This window comes from Saccharothrix xinjiangensis (assembly GCF_039527585.1).
GTDB lineage: Bacteria > Actinomycetota > Actinomycetes > Mycobacteriales > Pseudonocardiaceae > Actinosynnema > Actinosynnema xinjiangensis.
Window position 1 is genome coordinate 21,572 of record NZ_BAAAKE010000042.1, and the last position, 18,320, is coordinate 39,891.

Below are 18,320 nucleotides of genomic sequence, written 5' to 3' on the forward strand. Positions count from 1 at the left end.
ACGTGAGCGCGGCACGCCGGACCCCGGCCCGCCCGCCGACCAACCCGTGGGACGATGTGGGGCGAGATGAACGACATCACCGAAGCCCCGTTGCTCGTGGCCGCACGCGGCGGCCGGCCGACCCGGACCCCCGTCTGGTTCATGCGCCAGGCGGGCCGCTCGCTGCCGGAGTACCGCAAGCTCCGCGAGGGCACCGCGATGCTGGACGCCTGCATGGACCCGGAGATGGTCTGCGAGGTCACCCTCCAGCCGGTCCGCAGGCACGACGTGGACGGCGCGATCCTGTTCTCCGACATCGTCGTGCCGCTCAAGGCCGCCGGCGTCGACCTCGACATCGTGCCGGGCACCGGGCCCGTGGTCGCCGAGCCGGTGGCCACGCGCGCCGACGTCGACCGGCTGCCCGAGCTGCACGAGGAGCAGGTGCGGCCGGTGGTCGAGGCGATCGGGCTGCTCAACGCCGAGCTGGGCGACGTGCCGCTGATCGGGTTCGCGGGCGCCCCGTTCACCCTCGCCTCCTACCTGGTCGAGGGCGGGCCGAGCAAGCACCACGAGCGCACCAAGGCGCTCATGCACGGCGACCCGGAGCTGTGGCACGCGCTGCTGGGCAAGCTCGCCGGCATCACGGCCGAGTTCCTGCGCGTGCAGGTCGCGGCGGGCGTCAAGGCGGTGCAGCTGTTCGACTCGTGGGCGGGCGCGCTGTCCGAGCGCGACTACCGCGAGTTCGTCCTGCCGCACTCGAAGAGGGTGCTGGGCGGCGTCGAGGGCGTGCCGCGCATCCACTTCGGCGTCGGCACCTCCGAGCTGCTGCCCGCCATGCGCGAGGCGGGCGCGGACGTGGTCGGCGTCGACTGGCGCACCCCGCTGGACGTGGCGGTCAAGCGGCTCAGGGAAGCCGCGCCGCACCTGCCGCCGCCGGTGGTCCAGGGCAACCTCGACCCGGCGCTGCTGTTCGCGGGCCTGCCCGCGCTGGAGCGCGAGGTCGAGCGGATCAAGCGCGAGGGCGAGGCCGCCGCGGGCCACATCTTCAACCTCGGTCACGGCGTGCTCCCCGACACCGACCCGGACGTGATCACCCGGGCCGTCGAGCTGGTGCACCGGACGAGGTGAGGGCGTTGCGCGTCGCGGTGGTCGGCGGGGGGATCTCGGGCCTGGCCGCCGCGCACCGCCTGCGGCACCTGCTCGGCCCCGCCGCGGAGATCACCGTGGTCGAGCAGGCCGACCGGCTGGGCGGCAAGCTGCGCACCGCCGAGGTCGGCGGGCGCGCCTACGACGTGGGCGCGGAGGCGTTCCTGCACCGCCGCCCCGAGGCCGCCGAGCTGGTCGCCGAACTCGGCCTGGGCGACCGGCTGGCGCACCCGAGCCGCGCGGCGGCGAGCATCCACGCGGGCGGCGCCACCCGGCCCGTGCCCGCGCACACGCTGATGGGCGTCCCCGCTTCGGCGGAGGCCGTGCGGCACGTGCTGTCGCCGGAGGGGGTGCGGCGCGTCGCCGCCGAACCCGACCTGCCGCCGATCCGGCTCGACGGCGGCGACGTCGCCGTGGGCGCGCTGCTGACCGAGCGCTTCGGCCCCGAGGTCGCGGACCGCCTGGTCGGACCGCTGCTCGGTGGCGTCTACGCGGGCCGCACCGACCACCTGGGCCTGCGCGCCACCATGCCGCAGCTGGCCACCGCGCTGGACTCCGGCGTCGGCTCGCTGCTGGCGGCCGTCGCCACCACGATGCCCGCACCACCCCAACCGAGGGTCCCCCGACCGCCGGTCTTCGGCACGCTGCGCGACGGCCTGTCCACGCTGGTCGACCGGCTGGCCGAGGTGGCGGGCGCGCGGGTGCGGCTGGGCCTGCCGGTGCGCGCCCTGACCCGCGTCGAACACGGCTGGCGGCTGGAGATCGGCTCGGCCGCCGCGCCGGAGCACCTGGACGTCGACGGCGTGGTGCTGGCCGTGCCCGCGCCCGCCGCGCGCAAGCTGCTCGCCGACGTCGCGCCCGCCGCGTCCCGCCGCTACGGCGAGGTCGAACTGGCGTCCATGGCGGTGGTGGCGCTGGCCCTGCCGCCCGGCACCGAGCTGCCCGAGCGCTCCGGCGTGCTCATCGCCGAGGGCGAGCGCGACGCGGGCGGCACGCCGTTCACCGCCAAGGCGTTCACCTTCTCCAGCCGCAAGTGGGACCACCTGGCGGGTGAGCCGGTGCTGGTGCGCGGCAGCGTCGGCAGGCACGGCGAGGCCCACCTGCTCCAGCGCGACGACGACGAGCTGGTCGCCGCGGTCCGGCACGACCTGGCCCGGCTGGCCGGCGTCACGGCGGCGCCGGTCGACGCGGTCGTCACCCGGTGGGGCGGCGGCCTGCCCCAGTACGGGGTGGGCCACCTGGACCTGGTGCGCGACGTCGAGGACGCGGTCGCCGGGGTGCCCGGCCTGGCCGTGGCGGGCGCGACGCTGCACGGCGTCGGCATCCCCGCGTGCATCGCCACCGGTGACGCCGCGGCCGCCCGTGTCGCCTCTCACGTGCTGGGTCAAATCCGTTGAACACCGCGAGTGGGAGGATGGGGCCATGGCCCGCCTGAACTACAACGAGCTCAACGACACCATCCGCTACACCATGTGGTCGGTCTTCCGGGTGGAGCCCGGCCGGCTGCCCGACGACCGCGGCCCGGCCGCCGCGGAGGCCCAGGAGTACCTGGACGGGCTGGCCGCCAAGGGCGTGGTGGTGCGCGGGGTGTACGACGTGGCGGGCCTGCGCGCGGACGCCGACTTCATGATCTGGTGGCACGCCGAGGAGATCGAGCAGGTCCAGCAGGCCTACACCGGGTTCCGCCGCACCGCGGTGGGCCGCGCCTCGGTCCCCGTGTGGAGCCAGGTCGCGCTGCACCGGCCCGCGGAGTTCAACCGCAGCCACATCCCGGCGTTCCTGGCCGGCGAGGAGGCGCGCAAGTACATCTGCGTGTACCCGTTCGTGCGGTCCTACGAGTGGTACCTGCTGCCCGACGAGGAGCGCCGCAAGATGCTCGCCGACCACGGCAAGGAGGCGCGGGACTACCCGGACGTGCGGGCGAACACGGTCGCGTCGTTCGCGCTCGGCGACTACGAGTGGATCCTCGCGTTCGAGGCCGACGAGCTGCACCGGATCGTGGACCTGATGCGGCACCTGCGCGGCACCGAGGCGCGCCGCCACGTGCGCGAGGAGATCCCGTTCTACACGGGCACCCGCGTGCCGGCCGCCGAGCTGGTCACCAACCTGCCGTAAGGCCGCTGGGGGCGAGGGCGGCCGCTCGTGCGGCCGCTCAGTCCGCCGCGTCGGAGCGGCGGTCCGGTCGGCCGTTCGGCCCGCAGTCCCCAGACCGGCCGTTCAGCCCGCTGCCCCGAGACCGGCCGTTCAGCCCGCCGTGCCGAGCGCGGTGACGACCCGCTTCGCGTGGGCGCTGCCGACGTGCGCGCCGAACGTGCCCAGCACGATCCACGAGCCGTCCCCGAAGACCAGGCCGAACCGTCCCCGCGCGAGCAGCCGGGGACGGCGGCGGGCCGCCACCACGTCACCGCGCGGCGCGCCCCACACCTCGCGCAGCCGCTCGTCGTCCTTGACCAGCACCACCACCCGCCGCGAGGTCACGGCCAGGAAGCTGTACCCGGTGGTGGCCGCCTCGACCTGCCTGGCCAGTGACCCGGCCGGCCCGAAGCAGGTGCGCCCGCCGATCCAGCGCTCCGGGAAGTCCACGGGCAGGTCCAGCGACGGCACGGTGACCCCGAAGCCGCCGATGCCGGCCACCGCCTTGCCGACCCAGCCCTCGGTGGGCACGGCGCGGGCGAGGCGACCGGCGGCCCGGCCGACCGGGTTGGTCCAGAAGTCCGGTTCGGCCCCGCCCCGCGCCCCGTAGGCCACGCCGACCGAGGCGAGGGCGAGCAGGTGCTCGCCGGGCGGCAGGGCCGCCCGCGCGTCGTCGCCCCACACCTCCAGGTCGTCGACCAACGGCATCAGTTGTCGTCCGTGGCGTAGTTGTAGACGTCCTTGCCCGCGTTGATGGCGGCGCCCGCCGGCCCGCCGGGCACCGACTCGCCGATGACCTGGCCGAGCGGGATGCGCACCGGCGCGGTGTAGATCGACTTCTCGATGCCGATGGAGACCTTCTCGCTGAACGACCCCGCCTTCTTCTTCCGCTCCTTGATCTCCTGGAGGCCCTTCTTGTACTTCTTGGCGCCGTCGGCGAGCTTGCGCAGCAGCTTGGACAGCTTCATCAGCAGGTCGGCCAGCTTCTTCACGATCTTCATGACCTTGCCCAGCGTGATGGCGGCCTTCGCGGCGGCCGCGGCGGCGCCGGCGGCCAGCGAGGCGCCGAAGCTGATCACCGACAGCGACAGGCTGACCAGCAGGTCGCTCACCAGCAGCATGATCAGGTCGATCACCAGGTCGATGATCAGGTTGGCCGCGTCGACGCAGCCCTTGGCGGCCTCCACCAGCATCCCGGACGTGTCCTGCACGTTCTGGGCGAGCTGGTCGACCTGCTCCTCGATCTCGCTGAGCTTGGAGTTGAAGCTGTCCGCGGCCGGGCCCTGCCACACGCCGGTGACGGCCTGCCGGGCGCTCGCCTCGTCGGAGACGATCGCGCGGATGTCGGTGGCGGCCTTCTCCCACGCGTCCGCGGCGCGGATCAGGTCGTCCGGGTCGCCCGCGACCCAGTCGATGGCCTCCAGGAACGGCGTGAGCAGCGGCCGGATGACGCCCTGGACCGGACCGGGGCAGCCGTTGAGGAAGGTCTCGATCTTGTTGTTGACCTCGACGGTCGTGCTCGGGCTCATCCGCCCACCTTCGGGATCGCGATGCCGGACAGGCCCTGCCCGACCTGGTCCATGAGCTGACCCAGACCGGTGTCGTGGTTCCGGTACTCCTGGTGGGTGTCGCGCACCGACTCGGCGATGTCGCGCATCGCCTCGGCGCACTCCTTCAGGTCGGCCAGCGTGGAGTTGACCCGCTCCTCGTAGGTCGCGTAGATCTCGCCGCTGGACGGCATCTTCCCGAACGACTCGCGCCCCACCCGAGCCTCCTCCAACGCGGCCACGACCTGGTCGAACCGGTCGCCCCGCCGGTCTGACGTGCCCGCGAACTCAAGGATGCCCTCAAGCCTGACGTCGAACTTCGCCGTCATCGCGCCCCCTTTCGGCTGCGGTTGCTCCGACGGCGGGAGACCCGCCGCGGTTCCGCCGGATCCGCAAATCACCCACCGTTCGGTGCACTAGCCTGCCACCCGGACACCGACCACGGAGCGAGGGTGCGATGCGGGAAGACCTGGAGCAGAAGCTGGACCGCCTGACCCGGCTCGCCGCGGAGAAGCAGCAGCAGGCCGACGAGCTCCAGGGGCAGCTGGCGAACCTGAGGGTGACCAGGCAGTCGCCGGACGGGATGCTCACCGCGACCGTGACCGCCAACGGCCAGCTCGTGGACCTGCGGATCGACGACCGGGCGCTGCGCGGCGGTGGCCGACAGCTGGCGTCGAACCTGCTGAACGTGGTCTTCCAGGCGACCTCGGAGGCGGCCCAGCAGGTCCAGGGCCTGGCCGCGCCACTGCTGGAGGACAGCTCCATCGACCCCTCGCAGCTGGGCATCTCGGCCACGCCGCCGGTGCAGGCCCCGCCGCAGGGTTTCCCGCCGCCGCAGCAACAGCAGCCCCAGGGCCAGTTCCTCCAGTCGGCCACGCAGCAGCAGCCCCCCTACCCGCCCGCACCCCCGGCGCCGCAGCCGCCGGCGCAGCAGCCCCCTTCACCTCAACCGCCGGCGCCGCAGCCGCCGCAGTCGCGGCCCGCGCGCCGACCGCCGGTGGAGGAAGACCCGGACGAGGGCACCGGCACGATCTACCGCCGCGACACGTGGTGACAGACAGACCTCGGACGCGCGATGACAGATTTTGTCAGCCGACCTACAAGTTCTGGGTGACAAAATCTGTTATCTGTCAGTTGTCATCTGTTAGCTGATTTTGTAGGCGCGGATCACGATGTGCTCGAAGGTGTTGCCGTTGCTGTCGGAGCCGCCGGCGCGGAGGGAAACGTAGCCGGGTGTGTCGGGGTGGCGGATCAGGGCGGTGTTGGCTGCCACCGGGACCTTCGACCACGTCTTGCCGTCGTCGAAGGAGACCTCGACGTGGACCCGGCGGACCTGGCCGGTGTCCGCGCCTTGTTGCTGCTCCACGGTGAACGGGACGCGCAGCAGGCGTCCGGCGGGCGCGCCGCCGTGCTCGTCGAGCCGTGGGGAGAACCGCGCCACCGACAGCGGCAGCGGTCGGGACTCCTCGGGTGGCAGGGCGTCGGCGCGGAACGTCCAAGCGCCGGTGACCCGGGTGGCGAACTCGAACACCGCCGGGTCGCGGACGACCTCCTGCTCCAGCCGGTAATCGGCCCGACCACCCGGCAGGATGAACTCGCCGAGGCGGTCCCGCACCTGTCCGACCAGCCGACCGTCGCGGTGCAGGGTGGTGCGCGTCGACCCGCCCGCCGACCTGGCGAGGTTGCCGTCGGCGTCGTCGACCAGCGGCACCCGCGCGACCAGGTGGTCGCCGGACTGCCGGGCATGGCTGCCCCCGAACGCCGGGAGGCCGGGACCGAGCACCGGGAACAGGAACCGCTGCGCGTGCCGGCCGCCCGCCTCGTGGGCGCGGCTGCCCGACAGGTAGTCGGCCTCGGTCCGCCACTGGGGTGAGAGCCGCAGGTAGGACCAGAGCCAGGTCACGCCGTCGGGGTTGACGCGGTCGACCACCACGCCGTCGCCGGGGACGGTCAGCAGCGCCGACCAGCCGCCCGAGCCGTCCGGGGGACTGGCGTTGCCGCTGTGCAGGTGTTGGCGGTCGGGTGGGCCGGGCGCGAAGGTGGTCCTCACCTCGGCCAGGTCCTCCTCGGCCGGGGCGCGGGTGAACCCGGTGGGCACCGCGCCGCGCTCGACCCAGCGGAACCGGTAGTTGACCTGCGTCCTGCCGGTCTGTGTCCTGCCGACCTGCGTCCCGGTCTGCGTCCCGTCGACCGGCGCGGTGCTGAACTGCGCGCCGATCGAGACGGTCAGCTCGTCCTCGGGCAGCGCCGGGCCGACGTGGCCCAGGGACGTGTCGCCGGAGTGGGACAGGAACGCCGTGTTCAGGACGTGCAGCCGCCCGCCGGCGACGCGGGCGAGGTTGACGTCGAGGATTTCCGGGGTGGTCCCCTCGGCGGGCGGGGTGATGTGGACCGGTCCGGCGTCGCGGGCGTCGAAGGTGAACGAGGTGTGCTCGCCGTCGACGGTCAGGCTGGGTCGGCCGAGCACGGCGGTGCGGTCGCCGGTGCGCACGACCGAGCGCGCCAGGTACTCGCCTTTGGGCAGGCGTGCGGTGACGGTGCCGTCGGGGTCGTGCGGGCCGGTGATGACGTCGTTGTCCAGGCCCATGAGGGCGGTCGTGTGGTCCGCGGCGGGGTTGCCGTCGGCGTCGACGTGCGAGATCGACACGTCGTGGCTCTCGACCTCGCGGGTGACGCCCAGCGGGGTGCGGGTGGGTCCGACGACCAGGGCCCCGGAGAACGCGCCGTCCACGTCGCCGACCCGGGTGTCCGCGGTGACGGTCGCGGTGGCCTCGCCGCCTGCGGGCACGGTGATCCGCGCCGGGGTGGCGGTGAACATGCCCTCGGGCGCGGCGTCGGCTTCGACCGCGACGTCGTGGGTGACCGGCTGGTCGCCGGTGTTGCGGTAGGTGACGGTCCTGGTGACGGGGGTGTCGTCGTGGTGGGGCCACCGCTGCACGCCCAGGCTGACGCTCACCGGTTCCGGGAGGACGGTGGTGGTGATGGCGCGGGTCAGGTCGACGCGGCCCGCGCCCTGGTCGAACACGGTCAGGTTGGGGTTTGGCTTGGCCGATGACATCAGCACGGATTTGATGTGCGCGCCGGTCCAGTCGGGGTGTCGCTGGGCGAGCAGGGCGGCCGCGCCGACGACGTGCGGGGTGGCCATGGACGTGCCGGACATGGCCACGTGCCGGTCGTCGACGGGGATGCCGAGGGCGCCCTCGGCGGCCCGCGCGGCGACCACGTCCACGCCGGGCGCGGTGATGTCGGGCTTGACCGCGCCGTCCCCGACCCGGGGTCCGCGGCTGGAGAAGGGGGCGAGGCCGTCCTGGCGGTCCACCGCGCCCACGGTCAGCGCGGCGTCGGCGCTGCCGGGCGAGCCGATCGTCCCGCGCCGCCCGGAGTTGCCCGCCGCGACCACGAACAGCGTCCCGGTCCGCGCGGACAGCGCGGTGACGGCCTCTTCGAGCGGGTCGACCTCCGGGGTGTCGACGCCGCTCAGGCTGAGGTTGACCACGTCCGCGCCCTGCTCGGCGGCCCACCTCATGCCGGCGAGGATCCAGGACTCCTGGCAGCCCCCGTTCACGCAGACCTTGCCGTCGAGGATGCGCGCGTCGGGTGCGACGCCCCGGTATTTGCGGTCGCCGCTGGCGATGGTGGCGGCGACGTGGGTGCCGTGGCCGTCGCGGTCGAGGTTGTCGGGCGCGTCGGTGAAGTTCCGCTCGGCGACCTCCTTGCCCGCCAGGTCCGGGTGGTTCCCGTCCACGCCGCCGTCGAGCACCGCGACCGTGACGCCCTCGCCGGTCAGGCCGGCCTGCCACGCCGTGGGCGCGCCGATCTGGGCGGTGGAGCGGTCCAGGGCCGGCCTGCGCACGCCGTCCAGCCAGACCTTCCGCACGACCGGGTCGCCGAGCAGGCCCGCGAACGCCGCGCCGGTCTTGGGCGCCAGCACGGCCACCGCGTCCACGGTGGGCAGCTCCGCGGTGACCTGGAGACCGGCGGTGGGGCCGCCGGTGACGATGAGCGGCACGGTGTCGCGCCGGGAGTCGTCGTAACCCGCTTCGACCAGGCCGGTGACGTCGAACAACCGCGGGTCGAGCCTGCCCCGTGCGACGGCCCTGGCCGCGTCCTCGGGGACGACGTGCAGCCGGCCGTCCCGGTAGGAGGAGTGGAAGCCGATCGCCTCGCGGCCGGGTCCGGGCTGGAAGGCGCCGAGTGCCGCGCCGGTCACCAGGACCCGGTCGCCGGTGACCAGGGTGACGCTCCGCTGGTCCGCGGGCGGAGGTCCCGGTGCGGGGACCGCGGTCGCGGGTGCGACGAGCCCGGACGAGAGCCCGGACGAGAGCCCGGACCCGGGCCCGAACACGAGCCCGGACGCCAGGACGGCGATCACCGGGATCGCGCCACGTCGTCGTGGTCCTGACACGAGTGCCTCGTCTCTCCGGGACCGGGCGCGGGGGCGCTCACGCGCGGTGAGCGCCCCCGCCCCGGTCAGCCGATCCGGTAGGCGCGGATCACGGTGTGCTCGAAGGTGTTGCCGTCGCTGTCGGAACCACTGGCGCGCAACGAGGCGTAACCGGCCTTGTCCGGGTGCCGGATGAAGGCGTTGTCGCCCACCACCGGCGCCGCCGACCAGGTCTTGCCGTCGTCGAACGAGACCTCGACCCGGACGCGGCGCACCTCGCCGTTGTCCGCGCCGTCCTGCTGCTCCACGACCAGCGGCACCCGCAGCACGCGCCCGGCGGGCGCGCCGCCCGCCCCGTCCAGCTCCGGCGTGAACCTGACCACCGACAGCGGCAGCCTGCGGCCCTGGCCGTCGGGCAGGACGTCCGCGCGGAACGTCCACGCGCCGCTGACCTTCGTGGACAGCTCGAACGCCCCCGGGTCCCGGGTGATCTCGTGCTCGACCCGGTACCGGGCCTCGCCCGCCGGCACGCTGAACTCGCCCACCGGGTCCTTCGACAGGCCCGCCAGCCGCCCGTCGCGGTAGAGGGCGGTGCGCGCGGACTGCCCGTTCGACCGGCCCAGGTTGCCGCCGCGGTCGTTGAACAGCGGCACCTGCGAGGTGATGCGGTCCTCGTACAGGCCGAGGTAGGTGGCGGACAGCCCGGACAGGCCGGGTCCGAGCACCGGGAACAGGAACCGCTCCGCGTAGTCGCCGCCCGGCTCGTAGGTGCGGTTCGGCGCGGAGTAGTCGGCCTCGGTCCGGTAGTCGGGCGCCTGCCGCAGGTAGGACCAGCCCCACGTCAGCCCCTCCGGGGTGATGTGGTCGACCACCTCGCCGCCCGCGGGCACGGGCAGCAGCGCCGACCAGCCGCCCGAGCCGTCCAGGGGGCTGGCGCTGCCGCTGTGCAGGTGCTGCCGGTCGGCGGGCGCGGGCGCGAAGTCGGTGCGCACCTCGACCAGCTCGTCCTCGGTGGGGGTGCGGCGGTAGCCGGTGGGCACCGCGCCGTGCTCGACCCAGCGGAACCGGTAGTGCGCCGGCGTCCCGTCGACCGGCTCGGCCTGGAACTGCGCGCCGACCGAGACGGTCAGGTCGCTGTCGGGCAGGGTCTGGCCGACGTGGCCCAGCAGCATCCCGTCGAAACCGGACAGGAACGCGGTGTTGAGGGTGACGCGCCTGCCCCGGTGGACCCGGGAGAGGTTGATGTCGCTGATCGCCGGGGTCGCGCCCGGCACGGGCGGCGCGACGTGGATCGGCTCGGCCACGCTCGCGTCGAAGGTGAACGAGGTGTGCTCGCCGTCGACGGTCAGGACGGGCCGGCCGAGCACGGCGGTCCGGCCGTTGGTGCGCACGACCGAGCGCGCCAGGTACTCGCCCTTCGGCACGCGCACGGTGGCGGTGCCGTCGAAGTCGTAGAGCGTCTCGTACACGTCGTTGTCCATGCCGACGATCGCGGTCGTGTGGTCGACGGCGGGGTTGCCGTCGGCGTCGACGTGCGAGACCGACACCTCGTAGCTCTCGACCTCGCGGGCGAGGCTGACCGGCGTGCGGGTGGGCCCGCCGACCACGGCGCCGGAGAACGCGCCGTCCACGTCGCCGACCCGGGTGTCCGCGGTGACGGTCGCGGTGGCCTCGCCGCCCGCGGGCACGGTGACCGTGGTCGGGGTGACGGTGAGCAGGCCCTCGGGCGCCGGTCGGCCGCCGGGGCCGCGCAGGTCGACCGCGAGGTCGAAGGTGACCGGCTGGTCGCCGGTGTTGCGGTAGGTGACGGTCCTGCTGACCGGGGTGTCGTCGTGGTGCGGCCACGCCTGCTCGGGGAAGGTGACGCTGACCGGTGCGGAGCCCACGGCGGCGGTGATGGCGCGGGTCAGGTCGACGCGTCCGGTGCCCTGGTCGAACACGGTCAGGTTGGGGTTTGGCTTGGCCGATGACATCAGCACGGATTTGATGTGCGCGCCGGTCCAGTCGGGGTGTCGCTGGGCGAGCAGGGCGGCGGCGCCCGCGACGTGCGGGGTGGCCATCGAGGTGCCGGACAGGGACAGGTGCCGCCTGCCGACCGGGGTGCCGGTGGTGGCCTCGGCGGCCCGCGCGGCGACGATGTTCAGGCCGGGCGCGGTGATGTCGGGCTTGACCGCGCCGTCGCCGCTGCGGGGGCCGCGGCTGGAGAAGTGGGCGAGGTCGTCGTCGTGCCGGACCGCGCCGACGGTGAGGGCGGCGTCCGCGCTGCCCGGCGAGTTGATCGACTCGGACCGCCCGGAGTTGCCCGCGGCGACGACGAACAGGGCGCCGGTCTCCTCGGTGAGGCGGTTGACCGCCTCCTCCAGCGGATCGACGCCGGGGGAGTCGTAGCCGCCGAGGCTGAGGTTGACGACGTCCGCGCCCTGCTCGACGGCCCACTGCATCCCGGCCAGCACCCAGGACTCGGGGCAGCCGTTGTTGACGCAGACCTTGCCGTCGAGGATGCGCGCGTCGGGTGCGACGCCCCGGTACTTGCGGTCGCCGCTGGCGATGGTGGCGGCGACGTGGGTGCCGTGGCCGTCGCGGTCGAGGTTGTCGGGCGCGTCGGTGAAGTTCCGCTGCGCGACCTCCTTGCCCCTGAGGTCGGGGTGGTCGCCGTCGACGCCGCCGTCGAGCACGGCGACCTTGACGCCCTTGCCGGTCAGGCCGGCCTGCCACGCGGCGGGCGCGCCGATCTGGGCGGTGGAGCGGTCGAGGGCGGGGCGGAGCACGCCGTCCAGCCAGACCTTCTCCACGGCCGGGTCGTCGAGCAGGTCCTGGAACGCCGCGCCGGTCTTGGGCGCCAGCACGGCCACCGCGTCGGCGGAAGGCAGCGCGCGGGTGACCTGGAGACCGGCGGTGGCCTGGAGATCGGCGGTGAGGCCGCCGGTGACGATGAGCGGCACGGCGTCGCGCCGGGAGTCGTCGTAGCCGGCTTCGACCAGGCCGGTGACGTCGAACAACCGGGGGTCGAGCCTGCCCCGTGCGACGGCCCTGGCGGCGTCGTCCGGGACGACGTGCAACCGGCCGTCGCGGTGCAGCGAGTGGAAGCCGATCGCCTCGCGGCCGGGTCCGGGCTGGAACGCGCCGACCGCCGCGCCGGTCACCACGACCCGGTCGCCGGTGACCAGGGTGACGCTCCGCTGCTGCTCCGACGCCTGGCTGGGAGCGCTCCCGGAAGTGGCGTCGACAATGGCCGCGGTGGCGCCTGCCGTGCCTCCGCTCGCGGGGATGGCGGGGGTGGCCGTAGCGGGCACGGTGGTGGCGGTGGTGGCGGCGAGCACGCCCGCCAGGACGGCGGCGCCGAGGGCTCTACCGCGCTTTCGTGGTCTGAACACAGGTGTCTCCCCATCGGTGGTGCGCTGGTGATCGCGCGGTCGGGAGGCGCCGCAGACCCGCGGTGGCGGTGGACCGGAAGTGGCGGAGCCCCCCAACGGTCCTCGACGCTATCCACCCGTCAGGGTGAGGTCAGCGTCTCTTGGTGGGGTGTTCGGTCACTCGAACGCACTACCGGTGGTTGCTTTCCGTGGCAGGGGTGTGCCGGGAGGAGCCACGCCCTCCCGGCACGCCCGCCACCGCTAAACGATCTTGTAGGCGCGGATCACGGTGTGCTCCAGGGCGTTGCCGCCGCTGTCGGTGGCCTTCACCCGCACCGACCCGAACCCGGCCGCGTCCGGGTTGGCGACCTGCGCCACCCCGCCCGAGACCGGCACGGCGGTCCACGTCGCGCCGTCGTCGAACGACACCTCGACGTCGATCCGGGACACCCGGCCGTTGCTCGCGCCCTCCTGCTGCTGCACGGTCAGCGGCACCCGCAGGACCTGCCCCTTGGGCGTCGCGCCGGACGCGTCGAGGGCGGGCGTGAATCGGACCACCGACAGCGGCAGCGGCGCGTAGTCCTCGCCGTCCACCGTGTCGGAGCGGAACGTCCAGGACCCGCTGACCCGCGTGGCGAACTCCGACACGCCCGCCGGCCGCACCGCCTCCGTCTCCACCCGGTAGGTCGCCGCGCCCGCCGGCACCTCGAACAGGCCGTTGGCCGCGTACGGCGTCTCGCCGACCAGGGCGCCGTCGCGCAGCAGTGCGGTCCGCGCCGACACCACCGACGAGTTGCCGCCGTTGCCCGCGGCGTCGGTGAACAGCGGCAGGGCGAAGCTGATCTCGTCACCCATCCGACCCAGGTACGGCGACCGCGACTCGGGCAGCGCCGGGGAGAACACCGGGTCGTTCGCGCGCTCCGAGGCCGTGCCGCCGCGGCTGTAGGCGCGCTCCGGCGAGGACAGCGTGGCCTCCACCGAGCCCTCCGGGCCGAACTGGAGGAAACCCCACGACCAGGCCAGGTCCGCGTTGACCCGGTTGATCGCCCGGCCGGGCGCGGCCACGTCCGTCGTCCACGCCCAGCCGCCGACGCCTCCCGGGGTCATCGGGTTGCCGCCGTAGCCGAACTCCCGGTCCGCCGGTCCCGGGCCGAAGTCCGAGCGCACCTCGGCCAGCTCGGCCGCGGCCGGCGCGCGTTCGAACCCGGTCGGCAGCTCGCCCTGCCGGGTCCAGGCGAGCCGGTAGGACACCGGCGTGCCCCCGTCCGGCGTGCCGCGGAACTGGGCCCCGATCAGGCCGGTCACCTCGTCCGCGGCCAGGGCCGGGCCGGAGTGCGCGATGGACACGTCCGGGCCGAACCCGCCGAGGAACGCGGTGCTCACGCTCGCCTGCCGCGCGCCGTTCCTGCGCACCACCGTGACATCGCCCAACGCCTCCTCGGCGCCCGGGTCCGGCGCGGTGATCCGCAGCGGCCTGGCCGTGCGGGCGTCGAGCACCAGGGTGGTGTCGGCGGTGACGTCCAGGCCCGGGTGCGGCAGCAGCGCCAGCCCCGACTCGCCGGTGACCACGTCGGAACTGGTGAAGTACCGGCCCCTGGGCAGCCGCAGCGTGAACGTGCCGTCCGCGTCGTACGGGAAGGCGAACGTGTCGTTGTCCATCCCGATGACAGTCGAGTAGTAATTGTCAGCCGCCGCGCCCGTGGCGTCGACGTAGCTGAAGGTGACGTCGTAGCTCTCCTCCTCGCGGTTCACGCTCAACGCGGTCCGCAGCGGCTCCGCGCCGCCGGTGGCGACCACCGAACCCACGTACAGGCCGTCCGCCGCGCCCAGGCGGGTGTTCGCGGTGACCGAGGCGGTCGCCTCGCCGGCCGCGGGCACGGTGACCTTCGCCGGGGAGACCGACACCAGGCCCGCCGGCGCGCCCCCGCCGTCCGGGCCCCGCACGTCCAGGGCCAGGTCGAGCGTGACCGGGGACGTGCCGCTGTTGCGGTAGGTCACCGCCTTGGTGACCGGGGTGTCGTCGCCGTGCGGCCACCTCTGGAGGCCCATGGCCAGGCTCGCGGGCTCCGCGGTGACCGTGGTGGTCAGCGCCGCGGCGACGTCCACCCGGCCCGCGCCCTGGTCGAACGAGGTCAACGACGGGTTGTTGCGAGCCGAGGCGACCAGGGCCGCCTTGAGCTGCGCGCCGGTCCACGCCGGGTTCCGCTGCGCGAGCAGCGCCGCCGCGCCCGCGACGTGCGGGGTGGCCATCGACGTGCCGGACATGGCCGCGTGGCCCTCGCCGACGGGCGTGCCCACGACGCCGCTGCTCGACCTCGCCGCGACGATGTCCACGCCGGGCGCGGTGAGGTCGGGCTTGACCGCGCCGTCACCGACCCGGGGACCGCGGCTGGAGAACGGCGCGATGCCGTCCGCGCGGTCCACCGCGCCCACCGTCAGCGCGGCGTCGGCGCTGCCCGGCGAGGAGATCGTCTCCGGGCGGGAGTTGTTGCCCGCGGCGATGACGAACAAAATCCCGATATCAGATGACAGATGGTTGACGGCCTGCTCCAGCGGGTCCAGCTCCGCGGTGTCGGTGCCGCCCAGGCTGAGGTTGACCACGTCCGCGCCCTGCTCGGCGGCCCACTGCATGCCGGCCAGGATCGCCGACTCCTGGCAGCCCTCCGCGACGCACACCTTGCCGTCGAGCAGGTCCGCCTCCGGTGCCACGCCCCGGTACGCCCCGCCGGAACTGGCGATGGTCGCGGCGACGTGCGTGCCGTGGCCGACCTCGTCGGTGTTGTCCGGCGCGTCGGTGAAGTTCGCCGCGCCCACCACGTGACCGGCCAGGTCCGGGTGGTCGGCGTCGACGCCGGTGTCCAGCACGGCGACCTTCACGCCCTTGCCGGTCAGACCCGCCTGCCACGCGGTCGGCGCGCCGATCTGCGCGGTGGAGCGGTCCAGGGTCGGCCGGCGCACGCCGTCCAGCCACACCTTGCGCACGCTCGCCCCCGACGCGAGCGTTCGCCAGGTGTCCATCGCCCGGGCCTTGACCACCTGCGCGGCGTACGCGCCGACCGCGGGCAGGTCGCGGCCGGTCCGCAACCCCGCCGTGGAGGGTTGCCGATCACCGACCACGATCAGCGGCAGGTGGTCGCGGCGGGCGTCGTCGTACCCCGCCTCGACCAGACCCGTGACGTCGAACAGCCGCGGGTCGAGCCTGCCCTGCGAAACCAGCCTGGCCGCGTCGCGCGGCACCACGTGCAGGTGCCCGTCGCGTTCGTAGGAGTGGAACACCGAGCGTTCCCGTCCCGGCGCGGCGACCAGGGTCTTCACGTCGTCGCCGACCAGGACGACCCGGTCGCCGGTGATGAGGGTGACGGTGCGGTGCTCGCCCGGGAACTCGGCCAGGTCCTCGGCTTGGGCGTGGGAGGCGAGACCGCTCCCCGTGACGGTGGCCGCGACCAGCGCGGCCACCGATGTCATGCCGCGCCAACGTGGGTTCTTCACTTCGTCGAAACCTCCCGTGAGGTGCCGCGCACTGCGGTGGGCGCGGCCGGAAGGGCGGTGCTACCCGCGGTCGCGGCAGGAATACCGGGAGTGACGTTGCCCTCGACCTCGACGGTAAGGGGCCGGATCGGTGCGAACAGCCGCTGATTGGTCGGTGTGTTCTTGGCCAATTCAGCGGAGTAAGCGGTTACCTACTGTTCGGTGACTGAGCCGTCGGGCTCAACCGCGATACGTGCCTGTGGCCCACCCGCTGGGCAGTTCGGACCGTTGGGATGGGCCATTTCGGGCGTCACCGCGATCTCGCGCTCGACCAGCGCAGATCCGGATTGGTCTGACAGCGACAGGCGAACGCTCACCGGTTCGGCGGGCAGGTCCTCGACCTGCGCGAAACCGCTCAGCTCACCGGTCGGCTCGGACCGGGCGCCGCACGTGTCGTCCGGTGCGGCGCCGGTGCACGTCGTCCCACCGACCCGACTGGATGGATGCAGCTCCACGGACGGGGTAACACAGGAACCGGCCCAGCAAACCTCCATCGCCACGTCCCTCACCTCGGCGTGGCGGACGACGATCCCGATGCCGACCGGCGTGCCGATCAACGTGCAGCCTTGGACGACATCGGCGTCGCACCCCGCGGACAGCAGCAACGCCGCCACCGCGACAGGTCTCAACAGGTGGTTCGACAAGCGACTCGGCATGAGTTGAGGACGTGACCGGCGCCCTCCCGGGTTGCTCAGCCCGCCCCGATCCGCCACCACCGCTTCTTCTTCGGCGGCGGCAACTCCCCCCGGGCGACGGCCCACTCGGCGAACGCGGCGGCGTCCTCGCGGAACCGGGTCCCGACCCGCCGCGGGTGCTGCCGCGCGTAATCGTCGAACAGCGGTCGGAACCGCTCACCCAGCTCCGCCGCCACCTCGGGCCGCAACGAGGCCACGATGCCGCGGCGCTTGTTGAGCAACGCCCGCCGCTCGACGTCGACGCGGTCGGCGGCGAACCCCTCCGGCGCCGGCCCACCCGCCAGCAGGGCTTGGAGCAACTCGGCCTGCGCGGCGGCGAGCCGCTCCCGCTGCGGCCGGGTCACCCGACCACCGCCCGGATCGCGGCCAGCTCATCGGCCAACTCCGCGTCGGACGGGTAGTCGTCGTCCCGCTCCAGCAGCACACCCGGCGGGTCGACGCGCGCGCGGAGACGGGCGAGCACGTCCAAGACCTCCGGCGGGACCGCGTGGGCGTGGGTGTCGTGGTAGAGACCGCCGTGCTCCGCGCCACCCGCGACGTGGACGTAAGCGAGGCGCTCCAAGGGGATCTCGTCGAGGAAGCGGTCGACGTCGGTGCCCAGGTTGCGGGCGTTGGCGTAGAGGTTCGCGACGTCGATCAGCAGGTGGCACCCCGTCCGCTCGACCAGGTCGGCGAGGAACTGGCCCTCGGTCAGCTCGCCGTCGGACCACTCCAGGAGGGCGGCCACGTTCTCCAGCGCGAGCGGCACGGGGAGGTCGCGCTGGACCGCCGTGACGTTCGCGACCAGCACGTCGAGGGCGTCGCGGGTGCGGGGGAGCGGCATGAGGTGCCCGGAGTCCAAACCGCCCGCGCGCACGAAGCACACGTGGTCGCTGACCAGGGGCGCGTCGAGCGCCTCGGCCAGGGAGGCGAGGTGGGCGACCCGGCCGGCGTCCACGGGGTCGGCCCCGCCCAGCGACAACGAGACGGCGTGGGGCAGGACGGGCAGGCCGCGGTCGCGCAGGAGAAGGACGGACTCGGGGAGGTGGTCGGGGTGGAGGTTCTCGGCGACGACCTCGACGAAATCCACGCCGGGGAGGCGCTCAACGGTCAGGTCGATCTCGGGACGCCACCCGACACCCACGCCCAGCTTCTCCATGGCTACCTCTCTGACCTGCTGATATGGAGTTCTTGATACACGATCGGGTGGCCGATGTACGGAAACGGGGTCCAAGTCACTCGGTTAGACATGAAGGAACCCGCGCCGACCACCCCGCTACCTCGACCACCCCGATCACGAACCCGACCACGACCCAGCCCCACTCACGACTCAGCCCTCGACCACGACTCAGCCCCCGCTCACGACCCGGCCCCCGACCGAACGCCCGACCCACCCCCCGCTCCGGCCGACCACATCGCCGACCGACCACCACCTCACACCCCGCCCTGCCCGACGGCCCCACCCAGCAGCCCGCCGACCGGCCACCTCACGACCCGCCAACCCGCCGGCCCCGACGACCAGCCGGCCCCGCCTACCTGCCGGCCCCGCCAACCCGCCGGCCGCCAACTCTCAATC

Annotated in this window: 13 protein-coding genes; 4 read left to right on the top strand and 9 right to left on the bottom strand. The window is 73.9% G+C overall.

Features of this window, described 5'->3' with window-relative positions:
* Positions 1-54: 54 nt before the first annotated feature.
* Genes hemE through hemQ form a run of 3 tightly spaced genes read left to right on the top strand, consistent with a single transcriptional unit; the run spans position 55 to position 3,240 of the window.
* Positions 55-1,107, top strand: coding sequence for a uroporphyrinogen decarboxylase (gene hemE, locus ABD223_RS40785; protein WP_344043219.1), 1,053 nt, complete (start codon positions 55-57; stop codon positions 1,105-1,107).
* Positions 1,104-2,522 (top strand): protoporphyrinogen oxidase, encoded by a 1,419-nt coding sequence (gene hemG, locus ABD223_RS40790; RefSeq protein WP_344043221.1) that lies wholly within the window; start codon positions 1,104-1,106, stop codon positions 2,520-2,522. The genes hemE and hemG overlap by 4 nt, the downstream gene beginning before the upstream one ends.
* 25 nt (positions 2,523-2,547) lie before the next feature.
* A complete protein-coding gene (gene hemQ, locus ABD223_RS40795; protein ID WP_344043223.1) occupies positions 2,548-3,240 on the top strand; it encodes a hydrogen peroxide-dependent heme synthase in 693 nt (230 codons plus the stop codon).
* Positions 3,241-3,369: 129 nt separating this feature from the next.
* Here the strand turns inward: hemQ and ABD223_RS40800 are convergent, their stop codons facing one another.
* The 3 genes from ABD223_RS40800 to ABD223_RS40810 are packed head-to-tail and all read right to left on the bottom strand — an operon-like array spanning position 3,370 to position 5,134.
* Positions 3,370-3,966, bottom strand: coding sequence for a hypothetical protein (locus ABD223_RS40800; protein ID WP_344043225.1), 597 nt, complete (start codon positions 3,964-3,966; stop codon positions 3,370-3,372).
* The gene (locus ABD223_RS40805; protein WP_344043227.1) at positions 3,966-4,787 is read right to left on the bottom strand and encodes a WXG100 family type VII secretion target; all 822 of its coding nucleotides are present in this window, start codon (positions 4,785-4,787) and stop codon (positions 3,966-3,968) included. The genes ABD223_RS40800 and ABD223_RS40805 overlap by 1 nt, the downstream gene beginning before the upstream one ends.
* On the bottom strand, positions 4,784-5,134 hold the full coding sequence (locus tag ABD223_RS40810; RefSeq protein WP_344043229.1) for a hypothetical protein: 351 nt from the start codon (positions 5,132-5,134) through the stop codon (positions 4,784-4,786). Before ABD223_RS40810 ends, ABD223_RS40805 begins: the two co-directional genes overlap by 4 nt.
* A gap of 128 nt (positions 5,135-5,262) precedes the next feature.
* Between ABD223_RS40810 and ABD223_RS40815 the strand changes: the two genes are divergently transcribed.
* Positions 5,263-5,859: a YbaB/EbfC family nucleoid-associated protein gene (locus ABD223_RS40815; protein ID WP_344043231.1), complete on the top strand. Its 597-nt coding sequence runs from the start codon at positions 5,263-5,265 to the stop codon at positions 5,857-5,859.
* A 90-nt stretch (positions 5,860-5,949) separates the two neighbouring features.
* Here the strand turns inward: ABD223_RS40815 and ABD223_RS40820 are convergent, their stop codons facing one another.
* From ABD223_RS40820 to ABD223_RS40845, 6 genes are all read right to left on the bottom strand, one after another.
* The gene (locus tag ABD223_RS40820; RefSeq protein WP_344043233.1) at positions 5,950-9,210 is read right to left on the bottom strand and encodes a S8 family serine peptidase; all 3,261 of its coding nucleotides are present in this window, start codon (positions 9,208-9,210) and stop codon (positions 5,950-5,952) included.
* A 65-nt stretch (positions 9,211-9,275) separates the two neighbouring features.
* Complete coding sequence (locus ABD223_RS40825) at positions 9,276-12,563, bottom strand: S8 family serine peptidase (RefSeq protein ID WP_344043235.1); 3,288 nt, start codon at positions 12,561-12,563, stop codon at positions 9,276-9,278.
* Positions 12,564-12,803: 240 nt separating this feature from the next.
* Positions 12,804-16,007 carry a S8 family serine peptidase gene (locus tag ABD223_RS40830; protein ID WP_344043237.1) on the bottom strand — a complete coding sequence of 1,068 codons (3,204 nt, stop codon included), beginning with the start codon at positions 16,005-16,007 and terminating at the stop codon, positions 12,804-12,806.
* A 215-nt stretch (positions 16,008-16,222) separates the two neighbouring features.
* Positions 16,223-16,714, bottom strand: a complete 492-nt coding sequence (locus ABD223_RS40835) for a hypothetical protein (RefSeq protein ID WP_344043239.1) — start codon at positions 16,712-16,714, stop codon at positions 16,223-16,225.
* Positions 16,715-16,761: 47 nt separating this feature from the next.
* Positions 16,762-17,109, bottom strand: a complete 348-nt coding sequence (locus ABD223_RS40840; RefSeq protein ID WP_344043241.1) for an SCO6045 C-terminal-like domain-containing protein — start codon at positions 17,107-17,109, stop codon at positions 16,762-16,764.
* Positions 17,106-17,903, bottom strand: coding sequence for an MbnB/TglH/ChrH family RiPP precursor modification enzyme (locus ABD223_RS40845; protein WP_344043243.1), 798 nt, complete (start codon positions 17,901-17,903; stop codon positions 17,106-17,108). Before ABD223_RS40845 ends, ABD223_RS40840 begins: the two co-directional genes overlap by 4 nt.
* Between the last annotated feature and the right edge of the window lie 417 nt (positions 17,904-18,320).